The organism is Erythrobacter ramosus (genome assembly GCF_009828055.1).
Lineage (GTDB): Bacteria > Pseudomonadota > Alphaproteobacteria > Sphingomonadales > Sphingomonadaceae > Erythrobacter > Erythrobacter ramosus.
Genome location: NZ_WTYB01000001.1, coordinates 854,608 through 872,746, shown reverse-complemented (window position 1 = coordinate 872,746; position 18,139 = coordinate 854,608). Strand labels below are relative to the sequence as shown.

Annotated in this window: 16 protein-coding genes; 9 read left to right on the top strand and 7 right to left on the bottom strand. The window is 65.2% G+C overall.

Annotated features, from left to right (window positions below; genetic code table 11):
- Positions 1 to 6: 6 nt before the first annotated feature.
- The 3 genes from GRI59_RS04460 to GRI59_RS04450 are packed head-to-tail and all read right to left on the bottom strand — an operon-like array spanning position 7 to position 2,815.
- Positions 7 to 561 carry a GDYXXLXY domain-containing protein gene (locus GRI59_RS04460; RefSeq protein ID WP_160759969.1) on the bottom strand — a complete coding sequence of 185 codons (555 nt, stop codon included), beginning with the start codon at positions 559 to 561 and terminating at the stop codon, positions 7 to 9.
- A complete protein-coding gene (locus GRI59_RS04455) occupies positions 558 to 1,709 on the bottom strand; it encodes a DUF2157 domain-containing protein (protein WP_160759968.1) in 1,152 nt (383 codons plus the stop codon). Before GRI59_RS04455 ends, GRI59_RS04460 begins: the two co-directional genes overlap by 4 nt.
- A gap of 44 nt (positions 1,710 to 1,753) precedes the next feature.
- Positions 1,754 to 2,815, bottom strand: coding sequence for a substrate-binding domain-containing protein (locus GRI59_RS04450; RefSeq protein ID WP_183363511.1), 1,062 nt, complete (start codon positions 2,813 to 2,815; stop codon positions 1,754 to 1,756).
- Positions 2,816 to 3,065: 250 nt separating this feature from the next.
- On the opposite strand from GRI59_RS04450, the gene GRI59_RS04445 reads away from it, so the two are divergent.
- The gene (locus tag GRI59_RS04445) at positions 3,066 to 4,802 is read left to right on the top strand and encodes a sensor domain-containing diguanylate cyclase (protein WP_160759967.1); all 1,737 of its coding nucleotides are present in this window, start codon (positions 3,066 to 3,068) and stop codon (positions 4,800 to 4,802) included.
- 52 nt (positions 4,803 to 4,854) lie between these two features.
- On the opposite strand, the gene GRI59_RS04440 is transcribed toward GRI59_RS04445, so the two are convergent.
- Both GRI59_RS04440 and GRI59_RS04435 read right to left on the bottom strand, forming a co-directional pair.
- A complete protein-coding gene (locus GRI59_RS04440) occupies positions 4,855 to 5,253 on the bottom strand; it encodes an acyl-CoA thioesterase (protein WP_160759966.1) in 399 nt (132 codons plus the stop codon).
- Positions 5,250 to 7,481 (bottom strand): S9 family peptidase, encoded by a 2,232-nt coding sequence (locus GRI59_RS04435; protein WP_160759965.1) that lies wholly within the window; start codon positions 7,479 to 7,481, stop codon positions 5,250 to 5,252. Before GRI59_RS04435 ends, GRI59_RS04440 begins: the two co-directional genes overlap by 4 nt.
- 135 nt (positions 7,482 to 7,616) lie before the next feature.
- Here GRI59_RS04435 and GRI59_RS04430 point away from each other — a divergent pair, with 135 nt between their 5' ends.
- From GRI59_RS04430 to GRI59_RS04420, 3 genes are all read left to right on the top strand, one after another.
- Positions 7,617 to 9,422, top strand: a complete 1,806-nt coding sequence (locus GRI59_RS04430) for an aminopeptidase P family protein (protein WP_160759964.1) — start codon at positions 7,617 to 7,619, stop codon at positions 9,420 to 9,422.
- Positions 9,423 to 9,592: 170 nt separating this feature from the next.
- Positions 9,593 to 9,985 (top strand): VOC family protein, encoded by a 393-nt coding sequence (locus GRI59_RS04425; RefSeq protein ID WP_160759963.1) that lies wholly within the window; start codon positions 9,593 to 9,595, stop codon positions 9,983 to 9,985.
- Positions 9,982 to 10,377, top strand: a complete 396-nt coding sequence (locus tag GRI59_RS04420; protein ID WP_160759962.1) for a cupin domain-containing protein — start codon at positions 9,982 to 9,984, stop codon at positions 10,375 to 10,377. Before GRI59_RS04425 ends, GRI59_RS04420 begins: the two co-directional genes overlap by 4 nt.
- A gap of 222 nt (positions 10,378 to 10,599) precedes the next feature.
- On the opposite strand, the gene GRI59_RS04415 is transcribed toward GRI59_RS04420, so the two are convergent.
- On the bottom strand, positions 10,600 to 12,138 hold the full coding sequence (locus GRI59_RS04415) for a helicase HerA-like domain-containing protein (protein WP_160759961.1): 1,539 nt from the start codon (positions 12,136 to 12,138) through the stop codon (positions 10,600 to 10,602).
- 100 nt (positions 12,139 to 12,238) lie between these two features.
- On the opposite strand from GRI59_RS04415, the gene pabB reads away from it, so the two are divergent.
- The 5 genes from pabB (at position 12,239) to GRI59_RS04390 (ending at position 16,277) form a co-directional block, all read left to right on the top strand.
- Complete coding sequence (pabB, locus tag GRI59_RS04410) at positions 12,239 to 14,053, top strand: aminodeoxychorismate synthase component I (RefSeq protein ID WP_160759960.1); 1,815 nt, start codon at positions 12,239 to 12,241, stop codon at positions 14,051 to 14,053.
- 57 nt (positions 14,054 to 14,110) lie between these two features.
- On the top strand, positions 14,111 to 14,773 hold the full coding sequence (locus tag GRI59_RS04405) for an RluA family pseudouridine synthase (RefSeq protein WP_160759959.1): 663 nt from the start codon (positions 14,111 to 14,113) through the stop codon (positions 14,771 to 14,773).
- Positions 14,766 to 15,194, top strand: a complete 429-nt coding sequence (gene arfB / locus GRI59_RS04400) for an alternative ribosome rescue aminoacyl-tRNA hydrolase ArfB (protein ID WP_160759958.1) — start codon at positions 14,766 to 14,768, stop codon at positions 15,192 to 15,194. Before GRI59_RS04405 ends, arfB begins: the two co-directional genes overlap by 8 nt.
- A gap of 153 nt (positions 15,195 to 15,347) precedes the next feature.
- Entirely contained in the window at positions 15,348 to 15,515 is a 168-nt protein-coding gene (gene rpmG, locus GRI59_RS04395) for a 50S ribosomal protein L33 (RefSeq protein ID WP_017664380.1), read from the top strand.
- Between the two features lie 81 nt (positions 15,516 to 15,596).
- Positions 15,597 to 16,277 (top strand): LolA family protein, encoded by a 681-nt coding sequence (locus tag GRI59_RS04390; RefSeq protein ID WP_160759957.1) that lies wholly within the window; start codon positions 15,597 to 15,599, stop codon positions 16,275 to 16,277.
- A 384-nt stretch (positions 16,278 to 16,661) separates the two neighbouring features.
- On the opposite strand, the gene GRI59_RS04385 is transcribed toward GRI59_RS04390, so the two are convergent.
- A complete protein-coding gene (locus GRI59_RS04385) occupies positions 16,662 to 18,128 on the bottom strand; it encodes an alkaline phosphatase (protein ID WP_160759956.1) in 1,467 nt (488 codons plus the stop codon).
- Positions 18,129 to 18,139 lie beyond the last annotated feature (11 nt).

The window sequence follows — 18,139 nt, the reverse complement described above, 5'->3', positions numbered from 1 at the left end:
GCCGCTCTAGCGGGACATGATGGCGGGCGGGGGAAGCGATTCCTCCGCCCGCTGCGCATCACGCTCGGCGATTTCGGCGGGGGTGAGCGGGCGGAAGCGGATGCCGATGGGCGTGAAGCTGCCATCGTCGCGCTGGCGGATGGTCACGATCCCGCGCTGGTCGCCGTTACGGAGTTGTTCCTCAAGCTGGGCGGCACGGTCCTGCCCGAGATAGAGGCGGCCGGTCATCAGCGCATAGATGCCGTAGACCCCGCTACTATCGGGGGTGATCGGATGGGTGCACGCCGCCACATCACCTGCCGCGACCACGGCATCAAGGCGCGGCGGCTTCCCGGCAAGACACAGTGCTTCGGGCTGCTGGTCGAGCTCTCTGGCATCGAACCCCGGCCAATCGTAACTGAACTCGACATAGTGCCCGCGCAGGTAATCGCGCGGGTCGTAGCCTTGGATCGGCACCTCCCATTCGGTGCCCTGATGGTAGGTGCGGTCACTCTGCGCCCACAGCGCGCCGAGGCCGAGCACGGGGACAACGACAGCGGCAAGGCGGATCAGGCGGTTCATGCGCCGGGCTCCTCACGCGGGGCAAAGCGCTTGGACACCCGCACCGCGACCCATGCGACGCCGAGGATCATCACCCCCGACAGGATCAGCCCGAAGCCGCTCGTCAGCAGATCGCCTGCCAGCTCGAAACTGAGGATGATGAGCCTGAGCGCGATCACGCCGACGCTCAGCTGGAACACCCCGCGCCACTGCGCCGCCAGCGCGGCGGCGGCGATCCCCGCCCACAGCGCCATGAACAACAGCGCGGCGGGGACGGTGAGATCGTTGCAGGCATAGGCAAACACAAGGACGCCCCCGGCCCCGGCTATAATCGCGCCCGTCATCCGGCCCGAGACGGTCGGCCGCGCCAGCGTCACGCCAAGACCGGCGAGCACCAGCACCGCACCGCTCACCGCCATGCTCGCCCATTCGCGGAGCAGCGCGGTTTCGCCGAACGCGTTCGCACTGGCGATAGCGCAGGCGAACGACGCTCCGGCCACGGCATAGGCAAGCGCCAGCTGCTCCAGCCGCCGCCAGAAATCCGGGCGATCACTGCGCGCACGCAGAGCTGCGGCGAGCAGCGCGAAGGCAACCGGGCAAGCGATGACGAAGGCAAGCCACATCAGCCAGCCGAGCCCCGGATCGCGCACCGCGCCATAGCCGGTCATGTCGGTGGCATATTCCCACGCGCACCACACCGTCCCGCCCAGCACTGCCAGCGCGGCAGGCCAGCTCCGCCCCATCAGCAGCAGTAGCGGCGCGAACAGCGCCAGCCACACGGCCAGCGGCTGCCACAGCGGCGAGGACGTCTGATAGACCTGCCCGAGATGTCCGAAAAAGGTAAGGCCCAGCGCTGCCGTGACAAACACCAGCGCTTCGACCGCCCAGGGAGAGCGCTGCGCCAGCCGCTGCTCGCGCAGGAACAGCGCCGCCAGCAGCCCGGCAATCAGCGCAAAGTGAACGGATAGCCGCACCAGACCGGGAATATCTTCCCAGTTGGCGGCAATGACCGACACCAGCCCCAACCCGATCGCGAGCGCACCGATCCCGAACACCGCCCACAGCACCAGCGGGCGGGCGTGCTCGGTCTCATAGGCCAGCAACCGGTCGCGCGTGTCCGCGTCGATCAGGCCGGCATCATGCCATTGGACGATCTTGCGCGCGCTCATGGCGCCACGTTACCCGCTCGCACGCTGCCGGGCAATCGGCGCGGCTACTTGGCTTCGAGTTCGGCCTTGGTCAGCAGGATCATGTTCTGTACCTTGGCGGCGTTGGCCGTCATCGCTTCGTCCGGCATCGCCACCATCCCGACCTTGGCGAGCGGGCCAGTCTTGCCCCAGCTCTTGACCCATTCCTTCATGAAGTCCTCAAGCCCCGGGATCGCGCGCATGTGCTCTTTCTTGACGTAAACGAACAGCGGGCGCGCGCCGGGGTATTTGAAGCTGGCGATATTGTCGTAGGTCGGATCGACCCCGTTCATCGGCAGGCCCTGCACCCGGTCGGCGTTTTCTTCCAAGTACGAATAGCCGAACACGCCCACAGCGCGCGGATTGCCGACGATCTTCTGGACGATGAGGTTGTCCTGCTCGCCCTGATCGACATAGCCGCCATCATCGCGCACTTCGGTGCAGATCTTGCGGTATTCGTCCTCGTTGCTGTCCTTGAGCGCCTTCATCGCCGGATCGGTCTTGCAACCGACTTCCATCACCAGTTCCTTCAGCGCATCGCGCGTGCCGGAGGTGCTGGGCGGGCCGTAAACGAGGATCGGATCAGCCGGCAGCGCCGGATCGACATCCTTCCAGGTCTTTGCGGTCTGCGGCCTGCCATAAGGCTGCGCGGCGAGCGCTTCATAGATTGTCTTGGGCGACAGGTTGAGCATGATCCCGCCCTTTGCCGAGGCAAATGCGATACCGTCCAGCCCGACTTGCAGTTCGATGATCTCGTCGACCTTGTTCGAAGCGCAGCTATCGAATTCCGACGGCTTCATCCGGCGCGAGGCGTTGACCATGTCGGGGGTGTTGGGGCCGAGCCCGGAACAGAACAGCTGGATGCCGTTCCCCGTCCCGGTCGATTCAATCAAGGGCGAGCGCTTGTCCGGGAACGAGCGAGCAAAATTCTCCGCCACCAGCTTGGCAAAGGGATAAACCGTTGAAGAACCAACCGCGTGGACCGACTGATTGGCCGAACCGTCGCCGCTGTCACAAGCGGTCAGGGTTGCAGCACCCAGCGCCATCAAGCCGCCGACTTTGAAGAACTTCGTGATAGAATGTGCCATAATTATTCCCGATCGGTTCGAACCGAACCCCTGCCCAAACGGCGCATCAAGCAGCGCCCCGATCCGCCCCTAAGCGGACTTCATGACAAGCTTATGACTATTTTTTGGCCGCAGATCGCGATGCCGAATCTTTCGAACCGCGGGGCGTCAGCGGCAGCGGTCAACCGCATGAGAACGCGCCAGATTCGCTCCAAAATGGAGGTTTCTCGCTTAACAGCATCGTAACAGCTTCCATAGTATCACCCGCCGTATGGCACTCGTGCGCCTCCTGTTCCGTTACGTCTTGGCTGCGGCGCTCCTCGCGCTGCTGGCCGCGCGTCCGGCTGCGGCGAATGATCATACCGTCCCGACCTTCGCTGCGGCGTGCCATGCCGTAACCGGCATAGAGGCCACCGCGCGCGATATGCAGGCGCGCGGGCAATGGATTTGCAACAACCAATCATGGCGGTCCGATGTGCCGGTTGTATGGCTGCGGTTCGAGGCGGCAAGCTGGCAGGATGGCAAGCTCCCGCAGCAGTTCTTCTCTCGCATCGCCCGGTTCACATCGATCACCTTCCACGCCATCGACGCCAATGGTCAGGCCCGCGTCAAGCGCCTGACGCAGGCCGATGGCGTGCCGTTCCCCGCTGGCCCGGTGTTCCAGCTCCCCCTGCCCGAAATCACGGCCGAGACGACCGTGCTGCTGGCCCGGATCGAAGCCCCGCACTCGGTCCCGCTGCTGACCGAGGCGCGCATCACCCATGATCCGGGCAAGGCCGAATGGTCGCAGATCGAAATGATGCTGCTGGCCTTCGTGGTCGGGATGCTGGTGCTGCCGCTGTTGTTCGACATCAGCTTCTTCCTCGTGCTGCGTGAACGCTTCGTGGTGATCCATGCCGCAATGGTCAGCGCGATGATGATCTATGTGCTGACGGCGGGAGGGTTGGCTTCGGCCTTCGTGACGCTGCCGCTTGCCTTCCTCGCGGTGGTTTCGCCGTTGTCCTACGCCATCGGCGCAGGGCTTTCGATGCTGTTCCTTGCGACTTTCCTCGAACGCGGCGCGCAGTCGCGGGTGATGCGCAACCTGACGATCGCCACCGGGTGGTTCACCATCGCCGCACCGGGGTTCTTCGCGTTCCAGTTCGATGCGACCCAGCCATTCGACGACCGCGGCTATTTCCTCACCTTCATCCCCTGCATCGCGGTGATTAGCGCCGCAGTGATCGAGGCTGTGATGCGTGGCAGCCGCTCGGCGCGCTATATTGCCGTCGCATGGATGCCGATCATCATCGCCTCGATCGAGCGTCTGTTGCGCGGCTTCGGCTGGCACGTCGGCCCCTCCAGCCTCGACCAGATGATCTATGTCGCGGTCGGGATCGAAGTGGTGGTGATCAGCCTTGCCATTGCCGACCGATTCCTCGCCCTGCGGCGCGAACGCGATGCGGCGCTGACCGAAGCGAAGATGCTTGAGCAGATTTCGACCCGCGATTCGCTCACGGGCCTGATGAACCGCCGCGCCATCGAAGCGCGCTTCGACGAGCTGGTAGCACAGGGCTTCGATACCTTTGCGCTGGTCGATCTTGACCGGTTCAAGGCGATCAACGACCTCCACGGCCACCAGGTTGGCGATGCCGCGCTGATCGCCTGCGCCAGCGCGATCCGCGCGACCGGCGACCGCGATTCGATCGCGGTGCGACTGGGGGGCGAGGAGTTCGTGGTGCTGCTGCGCGGGCCGCGCTCGCTCGAACGGGCCGAGGCGCTGCGGCAGGCGATCCCCATGCGGATCGCCAAGGAAGTGCCCGGGCTCGACCTGCCGGTCACCGCCAGCATGGGCGTGATCGTGATGGCCGAAGCGACCCGCCACAAAATGGCCTTCGCCGAATTCTACGCCCGCGCCGACGCGCTGATGTACGAAGCCAAGGCTTCGGGCCGCAACCGGCTCGCCTATGAACGCCTGACGGTGTTCACCAGCGCCCCGCCGGAGCGCGGTCGGGGACGCGCGGCTTAGCCTGTTTGCATCCCTCCCCGCTCCGTAGGAATGGGGAGGGAATGAGCGGCGATTATTGGAACGGCGCCAGCACTTCGGGCCGCACCCGCGCCAGCCGTCCGGTAGCGCGGTCGAGCATCGCCCAGGTGGTGCTTGCGCTGACAAGGCGTTTGCCTGCGCTATCGGCAAATTCCACCCGGCGGAGCGATTTCGCGCCCATCGCCGCGCCTTCGATCCATGTCGTCGCGGTCACGGTGTCGCCCTCGGACACGTTGCCACGATAATCGATCTCGTGCCGCACCACGACCCAGAAGAACGCGGCGCGATCTTCGGGCCGGGCGACCGCATCCCAATGCGCGGTCGCCATGTCCTGAATCCACTGCACCCACACGGTGTTGTTTACGTGGCCGAGTTCGTCGATGTGCGAAGGCTCGGCCACGAAGCTGCGGGTGAAGCGGTTGGGGCCGGTCATTCGCCCTCGGTCTTGGGCGCCATCCCCATCTGCCACAGGATGAAGGCGAATTCCTCCGCCGTCTCCTTCAGGGAGTTCCAGCGGCCCGATTGCCCGCCGTGGCCTGCGCCCATGTTGGTCTTCATCAGCAGCAGGTTGTCGTCGGTCTTGAGCTCGCGCAGCTTCGCAACCCACTTGGCCGGTTCCCAATAGGTCACGCGCGGATCGTTGAGCCCCGCCGTCACCAGCATCGGCGGGTAATCCTGCGCGACCACCTGATCATAGGGCGAATAGGACAGCATATAGGCGAAGGACGCCTTGGAGGTGATCGGGTTGCCCCACTCCTGCCATTCGCCCGGCGTCAGCGGCAGCTTTTCGTTGAGCATCGTGTTGAGCACATCGACAAACGGCACGTGGGCGACAATCGCGCCGTATTGCTTGGGGTCCTGATTGATGATCGCGCCCATCAACTCGCCGCCGGCCGAACCGCCACTGGCGGTGACCATGCCCTCGGCGGTGTAGCCCTTGGCGATCAGGCCCCGGCCCGCATCGACGAAATCGTTGAAGGTGTTCATCCGCTCGAACATCTTGCCTTGCAGATACCAGCGCCGCCCGAGATCGTCCCCGCCCCGGATATGCGCGATGGCATAGGCAAAGCCGCGATCCACAAGGCTGAGGCGCGAGGTCGAGAAGCCCGGCGGAATGGCATAGCCATAGGCGCCATAGGCATAGAGGTGCAGCGGCCCCGGCCCCTCGATCCAGGCCTTGGCGAGGATTTCCGCGCGGTCTTTGCGCATCACGATGCTGACCGGCACTATCGTCCCATCCCGCGCCTGCACGGTCACGCGTTCGGTGGTGTAGAGCGAGGCGTCATAACCGCTCGGAATTTCCTGCGTCTTGAGCGTCTCCAGCTTGGCGGTCTTGACGTCGTAATCATAGACCGTGCTGGGCGTGACCATGCTCTGGTAGGACAGCCGCAGCTTGGTCATGTCATATTCGGGGTTGTTGGAGAGACCCGCGGTGTAGCTCGCTTCCGGGAAGGCAATCGGGGTGATCTTTGCCGGATCGGCATATTGGCGCAGCTCGATCTGATCGAGGCCGTTCTTGCGCCCTTCGGTGACGAAGAAGTTCTTGAACAGGTCGAAACCGGTCAGATAGAACTCGTCCGACCCTGCAATCACCGTCTGCCAATCGCCCGGTGTCTCCAGCTTCGCCTTGGCGAGGCGGAAGTTGATGTGTTCGTCATTGGTCCACACCCACAGCTCGCCGTCGCGCACATCAACGCTGTATTCGACACCCTTCTTGCGCGCCTTGACCAGAATGGGTTCGGCGGTCGGGTTGGCGGCGGGGACGAGGCGCACTTCGCTCGTCTCGTTGTCGCCGGTGGCGATCACCAGCCAGTCTTCCTGCGCGGTCAGCCCGGTGCCGACGCCGAAGCTCTGGTCTTCTTCCTTATAGAGCGTGACATCGCTGTCCGCCGGCTGGCCGATCACGTGCAGCTTGGCTTCCAGCGTGCGCCACTCCTCGGTCGAGGGGCCGTAGACCAGCGCCGTATCATTCGCGACCCACATCATATCGCCGCGCAGATTTTCCAGCACGTCGGGCAGCAATTCGCCGGTCTGCAAATCCTTGATCCGCCCGGTGTAACGCTCCGACCCGTTGGTGTCGGTCGAAAAGGCGAGATAGCGCTGGTTCTGGCTGATCGAGGCCGCGCCGAGGCGGAAATATTCCTGCCCTTCGGCGAGCAAGTTCTCGTCGATCAGCAATTCGGCCTCGCCGCCCGCCACGGGCTTGCGCCAATGCTTGCGATACTGCGCGCCTTCCTCGAATTCCGACCAGTAGAGGTAGTCGCCATCCTTCTGCGGAACGGTGCTGTCGTCTTCCTTGATCCGCGCGCGCATCTCGGTGAACAGCGCTTCGGTCAGTGCCGACTGGCCCGCCATCTTCGCTTCGAAATACGCGTTCTCGGCCTTGACATGGTTCAGCACATCCTCGTCATCCACCACCGGGTACGACTTGTCATACAGCCAGTCATAGGGGTCTTCGATGGTGATCCCGTGATGCGTGTAGGTATGCGGGCGCTTTTCCGCGACGGGCGGTGTGATGTCGGGTGTGGCGGCAGTGGAAGCGGCGGATGACGTGGTCACGCGGGACTGTTCCTCTCGGGTGGTGGTGTTCGCGGCGGCTGGCACAAAAGTGGTGGCCGCCAGTGCGGTGGCAAGAGCAAGGCGGCTGATCGGGCGGGTCATGGTCGGTCGTCCCCTATGGCAGGCGGCCAGCGTGCATCCGGGTGGAAAGACGCGGGTTTTGGGCCTATGTTGGCGGTTCTAGTGATACATTCCTGCGCGGCAAGTACCCCGCGCGATAAGCCGAGGATCGACGAAATGCTGATGCAGACCCATGAAGCCCGCTTGGCCGCGTTGCGCGAGGAATTGAAGCGCCGCGGCGTGGATGGGTTCATTGTGCCGATCAGCGATGAGCACATGAGCGAATATGTCGGTGAATATGCCCAGCGGTTGGGCTGGCTGACCGGGTTCGGCGGCTCGGCGGGGTTTGCAGCGGTGACGCTCAACCACGCGGCGATCTTCGTTGACGGGCGCTACACCGTGCAGGTGCGCGAGCAGGTCGACGGGCAATTGTTCGATTACAAGAGCGTGCCCGCCGAAAGCCTCGCCGGATGGCTGCCCGAAGTGTGCGAGGATGGCGCGCGCATCGCCTATGACCCGTGGCTCCACACCTGGGCCTGGGTTGAGGCGCTGGAAAAGCAGGTGAACCCCAAGGGCGTCACACTTGTCCCGCTCGCCAGCAACCCGATCGACGCGGTGTGGGCTGATCGTCCGGAGCCCTCTGCGGCTGTGGCGACCGTCCATGACGAGACGCTCGCCGGGCGCTCCTCGGCGGACAAGCGTGCGGCGGTGGCCGATTGGCTGGTCAAGGAAGGCCATGATGCCGTGGTGATCCCGGCGCTCGATTCGGTCGCATGGCTGCTCAACATTCGCGGCGCAGACGTGTCGCACACCCCCGTCGCCCTGTCCTATGTCATCGCCCGCAAGGATGGCAGCGCCGAACTGTTCATCGCGCCCGAGAAGGTGACGCCGGAACTGACCCGCCACCTCGGCAATGCGGTGACGATCCGCGACCGGGGCGCGTTCGAGGCCGCCTTGAGCGAATATGCGGGCAAGAGCGTTGCGCTCGATCCCGATTTCGCGGTGGTCGGCATCGCGCAGGCCCTGCGCGCGGGCGGCGCCAAGTTCGCGTTCAAGCAGGACCCGACGATCCTCGCCAAGGCGATCAAGAACCCAGCCGAACAGTCGGGGCAACGCGACGCGCAGGCGCGAGACGGGGCAGCGGTTTCGCGCTTCCTGCGCTGGCTGGAAATCGAAGCGCCAAAGGGCGGCGTCGACGAACTCGCCGCCGCCGCGCGCCTGCAAGCCTTCCGCGAGGAAGACCCCGGCCTCAGCGATCTGAGCTTCGACACCATCTCCGCCGCCGCCGGCCATGCCGCGCTGCCGCATTACAAGGTGGACGAGGACAGCAATATCCCGATCCCGCCGTCGTCGATCTATCTGGTCGATTCGGGCGGGCAATATCCCGGCGGCACCACCGACATCACCCGCACGGTGTGGGTCGGCCCCGGTGAGCCTTCCGCCGAAATGCGCGACCGCAACACGCGGGTATTGAAGGGCCATATCCAACTCGCCCGCGCGGTGTTCCCGCAAGGCACCTGCGGCGGCCAGCTTGATGTGCTGGCGCGGCAATATCTGTGGGAAGGCGGCGTCGATTACGCCCACGGCACCGGGCACGGCGTGGGTAGTGTGCTCGCCGTGCACGAAGGCCCGCAGCGCATCGCCAAGCCTTCGGGCGGGCAGGCGGGCACCGGGCAGGAGCTGTTCGCGGGCATGATCCTCTCCAACGAGCCGGGCTATTACAAGCCGGGCGCGTTCGGCATCCGGATCGAGAATCTGGTGCTGGTCGAGGAGCGCGCCATTGCGGGCATGGAAGGCAAGTATCTCGGGTTCGAGACGCTGACCTTCGTGCCGCTGGATCGCAAGCTGATCGCGCGTGAGCTGCTGACGGCAGAGGAAATCGCGTGGGTCGATGCGTATCACGCGCAGGTGCGCGCGCTGCTTGAGCCGAGGCTGGAGGGCGAGGACTTGGCATGGGTGGAACGGGAGACCGCGCCGCTTTAACCCCCCGTCCCGGGCTCGACCCGGGACCCAGCTGACTTCTGCCGCTCGCAACCGATTGAAAGAAAAGCGGGGTCCCGGGTCAAGCCCGGGACGGGGGAAGGCTGCTTGAAGCACCTCCGATGTTCCTGTAATGTTCCCCCATCGATTCGCATTACATGGGAGGAAACACGATGATCGGCTACGTCACCTTGGGCACCAATGATCTGCCGCGCGCGGCGGCGTTCTATGACGCGTTGGCCGCGCATTTCGGGGTTGGGCGGATGATGGATACCGAGGCGTTCATCGCCTGGGGCGAATGGGGCGGCGCGCCGGGGATTGCGGCGACTCTGCCGTTCGATGGCGAGCCCGCCACCGTGGGCAACGGCGTGATGGTCGCGCTCGAAGTGAAGACGCCGGAGGATGTCGATGCGATCCACGGTATCGCGATGGCGCACGGCGGAAGCGACGAAGGCGCGCCCGGCCCGCGCGGCGAGGACGGCTTCTATGCCGGCTACTTCCGCGATCCCGATGGCAACAAGCTGAACGCCTTCTGCATGGTCGCCGCCACCGGCGACGGGTCGTGACCGCGCCCCGGCTGGAGGAGCGGTTCATCCATCTCGGCCTCGGCGCCAAGGCCGAGGTGCTGCCGCCCTTCACCGGGATGGAATGGTACGAAGCCTACGGCGCGCGTGCTGCCGCTGACGGGGCGGAAGGACGGCTGGTCTCGCAATATACCTTCACGACAAGCTGGGCCGCGTGGGAAATGCACCCGGCGGGCGCGGAGGTCGTGATCTGCGTGGCGGGGGCGATGGTGCTGGTGCAGGAATTTCCCGATGGGCAGCTTGCAGAAGTGGCCCTGGCGGCGGGGGACTATGCGATCAACCCGCCCGGCGTGTGGCACACCGCCGATGTGGCAGAGAGCGCAACCGCGATCTTTATCACCGCCGGGGAGGGCACCGAGCACCGTCCGCGCTAAGACCTGCTGCGGCTTTCCTACTGCCGCACCGCGCCGCTATGCTTCGCCCTGTTCTTTCACATTGTCGTCCCCCGGCCCTAAGCCGCACGCAACGTGCCCCTCCCCCCCAGGACAGGGCAAAGTGTCAACTTCGCTTTTTGGCGTCAAACATCTGAATTATATCACGAAATTGCTCAAAAGGGCGCTTGACACCCTGTCAAGTTTGTCAACTTCGGCGGATCGTCAGCGCATCAGCCCGCCGATCAGGTTCCTGACGAAAGCGGTCGCACCGGTGCGCAGCGGATTGGCGCCGGACTTCTTGCCCAGCACCGCCGCCACCGCGATCGAGGCCAGCGAACCGCCCGCCGCGGTCATCGCGCTCTTGCCCGCCTTCTCCCACACAGACGGCGTCTTGCGTTCGCGCTTGCCGACTTCCTCGCGTCCCTTTTCAGCGACTTCCTCCGCCGTCGCAGCCGCATCGGCGGCCTTGGCAGCGAGCACTTCGGCGGCACTTTCGCGGTCGGCGCGGGTGTCGTATTTGCCATCAAGCGGGCTAATCGATTGAATAATCGCGCGCTCCTTGGGCGTCACCGGCCCGAGGCGTGAACGCGGCGGCTTGATCAGCGTGCGCTCGACAATGGTGGGCGCGCCGTCCTCATCCAGCGTCGAGACCAGCGCTTCGCCCACCTTCAATTCGGTGATCGCGGTCTCGACATCGAGCTTCGGATTGACCCGGAACGTCTCCGCCGCCGCCTTGATCGCGCGCTGGTCACGCGGGGTGAAGGCGCGCAAAGCGTGCTGCACCCGGTTGCCGAGCTGGCCGGCCACTTCCTCAGGAATATCAATCGGGTTCTGCGTGACAAAGAACACGCCCACGCCCTTGGAACGGATCAGCCGCACGACGTTTTCGATGGTGTCCTGCAAGGCCTTGGGCGCATCGTCGAACAGCAGGTGCGCCTCGTCAAAGAAGAACACCAACTTGGGCTTTTCGGGATCGCCGACTTCGGGCAGACTCTCGAACAGTTCCGCGAGCAGCCACAGCAGGAAGGTGGCGTAGAGCTTGGGGCTGCGCATCAGCTTGTCGGCGGCGAGCACGTTGACGTAGCCCCGGCCCTGCTCGTCCACCTTCAGGAAATCGTCGATTTCCAGCGCGGGCTCACCGAAGAAATTGTCCGCCCCTTGCGCCTCAAACGACAGCAATTGGCGCTGGATCGAGCCAACCGAGGGCTTGGTGACATTGCCGTATTTGCCTGACAGTTCAGCCGAATTCTCGTTCGCCCAGGCCAGCAGCGCCTGCAAGTCGCTAAAGTCGAGCAGCAGCAAACCGTTCTCGTCGGCATAGCGGAAGATGATCTGCAGCACGCCTTCCTGCGTCTCGTTCAGATCGAGCAACCGCGACAGCAGCAACGGCCCCATTTCCGACACCGTGGTGCGGATCGGGTGGCCCTGTTCGCCGTAGAGGTCCCAGAAGATCACCGGATTGTCGGTGTAGGTATAATCGGTGATGCCGAGTTCCTTGGCGCGGCTTTCCAGCTTGTCGGCGTGTTTGAAGGTGGGCGAGCCCGGCATGGCGATGCCAGACAGATCGCCCTTCACGTCGGCAACGAACACCGGCACGCCCGCCTTGGAGAAGCTCTCGGCGATGCCCTGCAAGGTCACGGTTTTGCCCGTCCCGGTCGCGCCCGCGATCAGCCCGTGGCGGTTCGACCGGCTCAGCGCGAGCGCTTGCCGCGATCCGTCCGACCCCAGACCTAGATAGATATCGCCCGCCTGCTCGCCCATTCCTGATCCCCGTAAAACTCTGTCTGGCGCTGATGTGCAGGGGCCGTCCGCAGCGGTCAAGTTCTCGACAGCGACGCACATTTGGCTAAGGCTAACCGGCATGGGTCAGACTACGCCTTTCGTGCTGCTTGACGATGCCCGCGCCGGGGAAAGTGCCGCCGACGCGCTGCTGTACGAAGCCCCGCGCGCGCTGTTCGTGGCGCACCGGCCCGATCAGGTGGACAGCGTTCTGGCTGCTGCCGAGGCTGCCCGCACGGCGCAGGGCGGATCGCTGGCGGGTTACATCGCCTATGAAGCGGGCCTCGCGCTGGAGCCGAAGCTGGCAGGCCTCGCCGCCGCGCGGAGCGGAGCCGCTGGGCCGCTGGTGTGGCTTGGCCTGTTCGATGCGCCGACGCGAATTGCCGCAGACGATGTGCCCGGCTGGCTCGCCGCGCGGGCGGAGGGCACCGGCACGCTCGGCCCGATGGAGCCGCAGCTCTCCCCCGGCGGATACGAAGCGGCGTTCAATGAATTGCGCGAGGCGATTCACGCGGGCGACATCTATCAGGCGAACCTCACCTACCCGCTGGCGGGCTCGTTCCGCGGCGATCCGGTCGGGCTCTATGCCGCGCTGCGCGATGCGGCGGCGGCAGGCTATGGCGGGCTGATCTTCGACGGGTCGCACTGGCTGCTAAGCTTCTCGCCCGAACTGTTCGTGGCGCTCAATGGCGCGGAGGCCAAGGTAAAGCCGATGAAGGGCACCCGCCCGCGCGCCGCAGAACCGGCTGCCGACCGCGCGGCGGTAGAGGAGCTCGCCACCTCGGTGAAGGACCGGGCCGAGAACCTGATGATCGTCGATCTGATGCGCAATGATCTGTCGCGCGTGGCCGAAGCTGGCAGCGTCCACGTCGATGCGCCCTTCGCGGTCGAGAGTTACCCGACGGTGCACCAGATGGTCTCCACCGTCCGCGCGCGGCTCAGCCCCGGCAAGGGCGCGATGGATCTGGTGCGGGCGCTGTTCCCCTGCGGCTCGATCACCGGCGCGCCCAAGATCCGGGCGATGGAACTGCTGGGCGAAGTCGAGCGTGATGCGCGCGGGCCTTATTGCGGAGCGATCGGGCGGATCGATGCTGACGGGAATGCCGCCTTCAATGTCGCGATCCGCACGCTGCGCCTCACCCCAATCGAGAACGGACAGGGTAGCGCAGTGCTCGGCATCGGCTCGGCGATTGTGGCGGATAGTGATGCGCTGTCCGAACGGCGCGAATGCGAGGTCAAGGCGGGCTTCCTGCGCCGCGCCGCACCGGGACTGAGCGCGCCGCAATGCGACCTGATCGAGACGATGCGGTTCGAACCGGACAGCGGCATCGCGCTGCTGGAACTCCACCTCGCGCGGATGAAGGCGAGCGCGGCCACGCTGGGTTTCGCATTTGATCGCCATGCTCTGCGCAACCAAATCCAGGCGCTGTGTTTCGAACTCGACGCCCCGGCGCGCGTGCGGTTGCTGGTGTCGCGCTCTGGGGCGAGCGCGCTGGAAACCGGGCCGCTGCCTGCGCCCTTGGGCGAGCCGGTCAAGGTCGCAGCGCTGCCCAATCCGCTCGATCCGTCGGACTGGCGGCTGATGCACAAGACCTCGGACCGCGGCTTTTACGAGGACGCGCTGGCAGCGGCCCGCAGCCACGGCGCGGACGAGGCGCTGCTGGTGCGGGGAGACGGCCTCATCACCGAAGGCAGCTTCACCTGCGTCTTTGCTGATGGGCCCGATGGTGTGCTGCTGACGCCTCCCGCTAACCTCGGCCTGCTCCCCGGCGTGCTGCGCGAGCACCTGCTCAGCGAGGGCAAGGCGCGCGAGGCGGAATTGACGCTGGACGATCTCGCCAGCGGCTTCTGGATCGGCAATGCCCTGCGCGGATTGGTGCGGGCAGTGCTGGTCTGAACCCCGCTCGCTCAGGACAGGCTTAGACAAGCTTGGGGCGAGCGGTTAGTGGGGCCCATGGCTGATATCAAAATCCTCTACGAAGACGGTGAAGCGCTGGTGATCGACAAGCCTTCGGGCATGTCGGTCGATCGGCCGCGCAAAGGCGGAATTTGCCTGGAAGACCACCTCGAACGGCTGAAGTTCGGCTTCCAGCGTCCGCCGGTGGCGGTGCACCGGCTCGACACCGACACGAGCGGCTGCCTGCTGCTCGCCCGCAATCCCAAGTCGCTCGCACGGTTCAACAAGGCGTTCGAGGAGCGGCTGGTGGGCAAGACTTACCTCGCCATCCTCGCCGGGCATCCGCTGGGGACGCAAGGGACGATCGAGCTTTCGCTCTCGAAGATCAGTTCGGCGGAAAAGGGCTGGCGCATGATCCCGGCCAAAAAGGGCAAGCCAGCCGTCTCGCACTGGGAGCTGGTGGGCGAGCTTGGGCCGCACAGCCTGATCCGCTTCCGCCCCGAAACAGGCCGCACGCACCAGTTGCGGGTCCATGCTTTGGCGGGCCTCGGCCTGCCCCTGCTGGGCGATCCGATTTATGGCGCGGGCAATGCGCCGGGTGCCAAGCGCACGATGCTCCATGCCGAGAGCCTAACTGTCACCCGCCCCGGCAAGCCCCCGATCGAAGCGCGCGCCGCTCTGCCGGCTGACTTCCTCGCACTCGGGGCGACAGATGGATGACGATTCGCCCGAACCGCTAAGCGCCCGCGCGATCCGGTTGGCGAGCGAGAGCTTTCTCGCAGGCTCCGGACCCGGCGGGCAGAACGCCAACAAGGTCGCGACCGAAGTCGAAATGCGGGTGAACATCTATGCGCTGCGCCTGTCACCCCCGGTGTTCGCGCGGCTGCGGGCGCTGGCAGGCGCGAAGCTGGCGGGCAACGGCGATCTCATCATCAATTCCAAGGCCCACCGCACGCAGGAGGCCAACCGGCAGGACGCACGCGTCAAGCTGGCGGCGCTGCTGGAGGAGGCCCAGACGCAGCCCAAGCGCCGCGCCAAGACCCGCCTCAATCGCGTGGGCAAGACGGAGCGGCTCAAGGTCAAGAAGGTGCGCGGCACAGTGAAGGCCAATCGCGGCAAGCCCAGCAGTTCGGACTGGTAAGCGGACGCCCAACCTCGCCTTGACTTTTCCCCGTGAATCGGCGAATGGCGCGCCCATGTGGCGGTGTGCCGGGCCTTCCGGGCGCGCCGCTATTTGCTTTTTTAGCCCTGCGTGAAGCACTCGCCGGGCCGACCCAGTTGACAGGAACCCGCCATGGCGAAGCCCACCACCGTCAAGATCCGCCTCGTCTCGAGCGAGGGCACCGGCTTCTTCTACGTGACCAAGAAGAACCCGCGCAACATCACCGAGAAGATGAGCTTCCGGAAGTATGATCCCGTGGCGCGCAAGCACGTTGAATTCAAGGAAGCCAAGATCAAGTAAGATCTGGCTCCCGCGCTCGGCCTTATGCCGGGGCGCGGTAATTCATCGACAGTTCAAGCCCGCGTCCTTAGGCGCATCGGCATGAAAACACCTATCGCTTCTCTTCGCACACTCGCCATCGGCCTTGGGGCCGGTGCGCTGGCGCTTGGCCTTGCCCCGGCTGGCACGGCCCCGCTGACCGCTCCGGCTGCGGCGCAATCTGCGGCTCAGTCCGCCACCAACCTCGACAAGGTGGTCGGCGCGCTGCGCGGCATTTCCACCATGAAGGCCGACTTCACCCAGACCGACCGGCAGGGCGCAACCCTTCGCGGGCAGATGACGTTGAAGCGCCCGGGCAAGATTCGCTTCGACTATGGCAAGGACGCCGATTTCCTCGTCATCTCGAACGGCAAGTCGCTTTACGTGATCGATTACGAGGTCAATCAGGTCGAACGCTGGCCGATCGGCAATTCGCCGCTGGGCGCGCTGTTCGATCCTGAGCGCGATGTGAAGAAGTTCGGCAAGATGGTGCCGACCAGCAACCCCAATGTGCTGAGCGTGGAAGTGCGCGATCCCAAAAAGCCCGAGTTCGGGATGATCACGCTGATCTTCACGAAGAACCCGTCGGCGCCCGGCGGTTTGCAGCTGACCCACTGGGTCGCGCTCGATGCGCAGAACAACCGCACCAAGGTGGTGCTGTCGAACCAGCGTTACGGCGTGGCCGTCGCCGACAGCACGTTCACCTTCAAGGACCCGCGCCGCTCAACTCGTCGTCCAGGATGAACGGCGCCACGGCGAGCTGTTGTAAGAACGCGACAAAATTCGCAGCGTGTTCATGTGAATGAAAGCCACGACCGGCTAATCCTTCTCAACAAGGCGGCTCGAAGGGAGGTTTCCCCCCTGTTGCCCACCCTTCGGAATTGGGCCTGCCTTGTACAAGCGTGACGAACGCTCCATGGAACCCTCGACCCACCGCCCCCGGGTCGAGGGTTTTTGGTGTCCCGGCGGTTTATGCAGGCCTGCAAAGCGCGCGTTTTTTGTTTGCGCCCTCAAGCGCCGGGCGCGGGCCGTCCGACCCGCTTGGCTTTCCTCGCATAAGCTCGGGCGCGCGGTCGCGCTTGCGGTCGCTGCTCGACCGTTTTGGCGCTTACCCGGTAGCCCAGTCCCCTAGTCCTCCCAGCCCAGCGCCTTGCGGATGATCGCGTAGATCACGTTCTGCTCAATCACGCCGCGCACGCGGTTTGCGCCGGGGCCGGTGGCGAACAGGGCGACGTCCTCGCCGCCGTGAGTCTCGCTACCGAGCGGCACCAGCGCCTGCTGGCGGGCCTTGATCCCGGTATCGGGCATCGGACGGGCGTGTTCGCCGTCACCGTCCTCGTCGACATTCAGCCCCCCCGGCCCGTTGGCATAGCCGAGCGTCGTGTAAGGCTTGCCGTCGATCGCGGCCACTGGGGTTGCGCCGTCACCCCCGTCCTCACCGCGACCTGCAGGCGGCACCACCAGCCCGAGAATGTCATTGCCGCGCTTGGGGTAGCCCGAGATCGTGAAGACGTGGCTGTGATCCGCCGTCACCATGATGAGCGTTTCCGCGGGGTCGGTATTGTCGACCGCATATTGCACTGCGCGGGCGAACTCGACCGCCTCCTCCAGCGCATAGCCCGCTTGGCCAGCGTGGTGCGCGTGATCGATCCGCCCGCCTTCGACCATCAGGTAGAAGCCATCGGGATCGGCCTTCAACCGCGCAATCGCCTGCGCGGTCATATCGGTCAGGGTGGGTTCGGGCGAATCCGCCTTGCGGTCGGCCATGAAGGTCAGGTGGCCGGGATTGAACAGGCCGAGCACCGGCTTGTCCATCGGCGCGGCGGCGAGCTCGGCGGCGGTCTTGACGACGGTGCCGCCGTTTGCCGCGGCCCATGCACTGGGCAGATCGGCGCCCGCATCGATCCGGCGGCCACTGCGCTCCTTGTCCTTGCCGTAGAACACCGAGGTACCGCCGCCGAGCGCAACGTCGAACTTCGCATCGGCGAGCTGCTGCGCGATGTCCTTGCAGCCCTGCCCCTGCTGATCGGCAGGAATATTGCTGTCCGCCTCCCAGTCACGATCCGCGCTGCGCGAATAGACGCTCGCCGGAGTCGCATGAGTCAGGCGCGTCGTGGTGACGATCCCGAGCGCGAGGCCGCGCTGTTTCACTTCCTCGCCCAGCAAGGGCAAGGGATTGGCGAGCGCATCCTTGCATACGCCCTTTTCCGCATCCGGCCCGATGCCGAGCACCCCAATGCGGGTCTTGGTCCCTGAATGCATCGCGGTCGCCGTGCCCGCGCTGTCGGGCACCTGCGCATTGGTGTTGTAGGTCTTGACCAGCGCAAGGTTATCGAATTTTTCGAAGCTGAGGCGGTTTTCCTCCCCCGTCTCGCCGCGCTTCTGCCCTTCGTAAATACGCGTAGCGGTGATGGTGGAGATGCCCATGCCGTCACCGATGAACAGGATCACGTTCTTCGCCTGCTTCGGCGCGGCAGCCTCTGCCATCGGAGCGGGACGCGCATCGCTCATGCCGCTGGTGTTGATGGTGGTCACGCACCCGCCCAAGGGCAAGGCTGCGGCCAGCAGAGCGATCATCGCGCGGCTCGTGGTCATCGGGGTTCTCC

Bases quoted from the DNA above. Each gene is read 5' to 3' on its own strand.
- GRI59_RS04445 (WP_160759967.1), top strand. From the start codon at position 3,066: ATGGCACTCGTGCGCCTCCTGTTCCGTTACGTCTTGGCTGCGGCGCTC.
- pabB (WP_160759960.1), top strand. From the start codon at position 12,239: ATGGGTCAGACTACGCCTTTCGTGCTGCTTGACGATGCCCGCGCCGGG.
- GRI59_RS04385 (WP_160759956.1), bottom strand. From the start codon at position 18,128: ATGACCACGAGCCGCGCGATGATCGCTCTGCTGGCCGCAGCCTTGCCC.
- GRI59_RS04390 (WP_160759957.1), top strand. From the start codon at position 15,597: ATGAAAACACCTATCGCTTCTCTTCGCACACTCGCCATCGGCCTTGGG.
- rpmG (WP_017664380.1), top strand. From the start codon at position 15,348: ATGGCGAAGCCCACCACCGTCAAGATCCGCCTCGTCTCGAGCGAGGGC.
- GRI59_RS04455 (WP_160759968.1), bottom strand. From the start codon at position 1,709: ATGAGCGCGCGCAAGATCGTCCAATGGCATGATGCCGGCCTGATCGAC.
- GRI59_RS04440 (WP_160759966.1), bottom strand. From the start codon at position 5,253: ATGACCGGCCCCAACCGCTTCACCCGCAGCTTCGTGGCCGAGCCTTCG.
- arfB (WP_160759958.1), top strand. From the start codon at position 14,766: ATGGATGACGATTCGCCCGAACCGCTAAGCGCCCGCGCGATCCGGTTG.
- GRI59_RS04405 (WP_160759959.1), top strand. From the start codon at position 14,111: ATGGCTGATATCAAAATCCTCTACGAAGACGGTGAAGCGCTGGTGATC.
- GRI59_RS04450 (WP_183363511.1), bottom strand. From the start codon at position 2,815: ATGGCACATTCTATCACGAAGTTCTTCAAAGTCGGCGGCTTGATGGCG.
- GRI59_RS04425 (WP_160759963.1), top strand. From the start codon at position 9,593: ATGATCGGCTACGTCACCTTGGGCACCAATGATCTGCCGCGCGCGGCG.
- GRI59_RS04435 (WP_160759965.1), bottom strand. From the start codon at position 7,481: ATGACCCGCCCGATCAGCCGCCTTGCTCTTGCCACCGCACTGGCGGCC.
- GRI59_RS04415 (WP_160759961.1), bottom strand. From the start codon at position 12,138: ATGGGCGAGCAGGCGGGCGATATCTATCTAGGTCTGGGGTCGGACGGA.
- GRI59_RS04430 (WP_160759964.1), top strand. From the start codon at position 7,617: ATGCTGATGCAGACCCATGAAGCCCGCTTGGCCGCGTTGCGCGAGGAA.
- GRI59_RS04460 (WP_160759969.1), bottom strand. From the start codon at position 561: ATGAACCGCCTGATCCGCCTTGCCGCTGTCGTTGTCCCCGTGCTCGGC.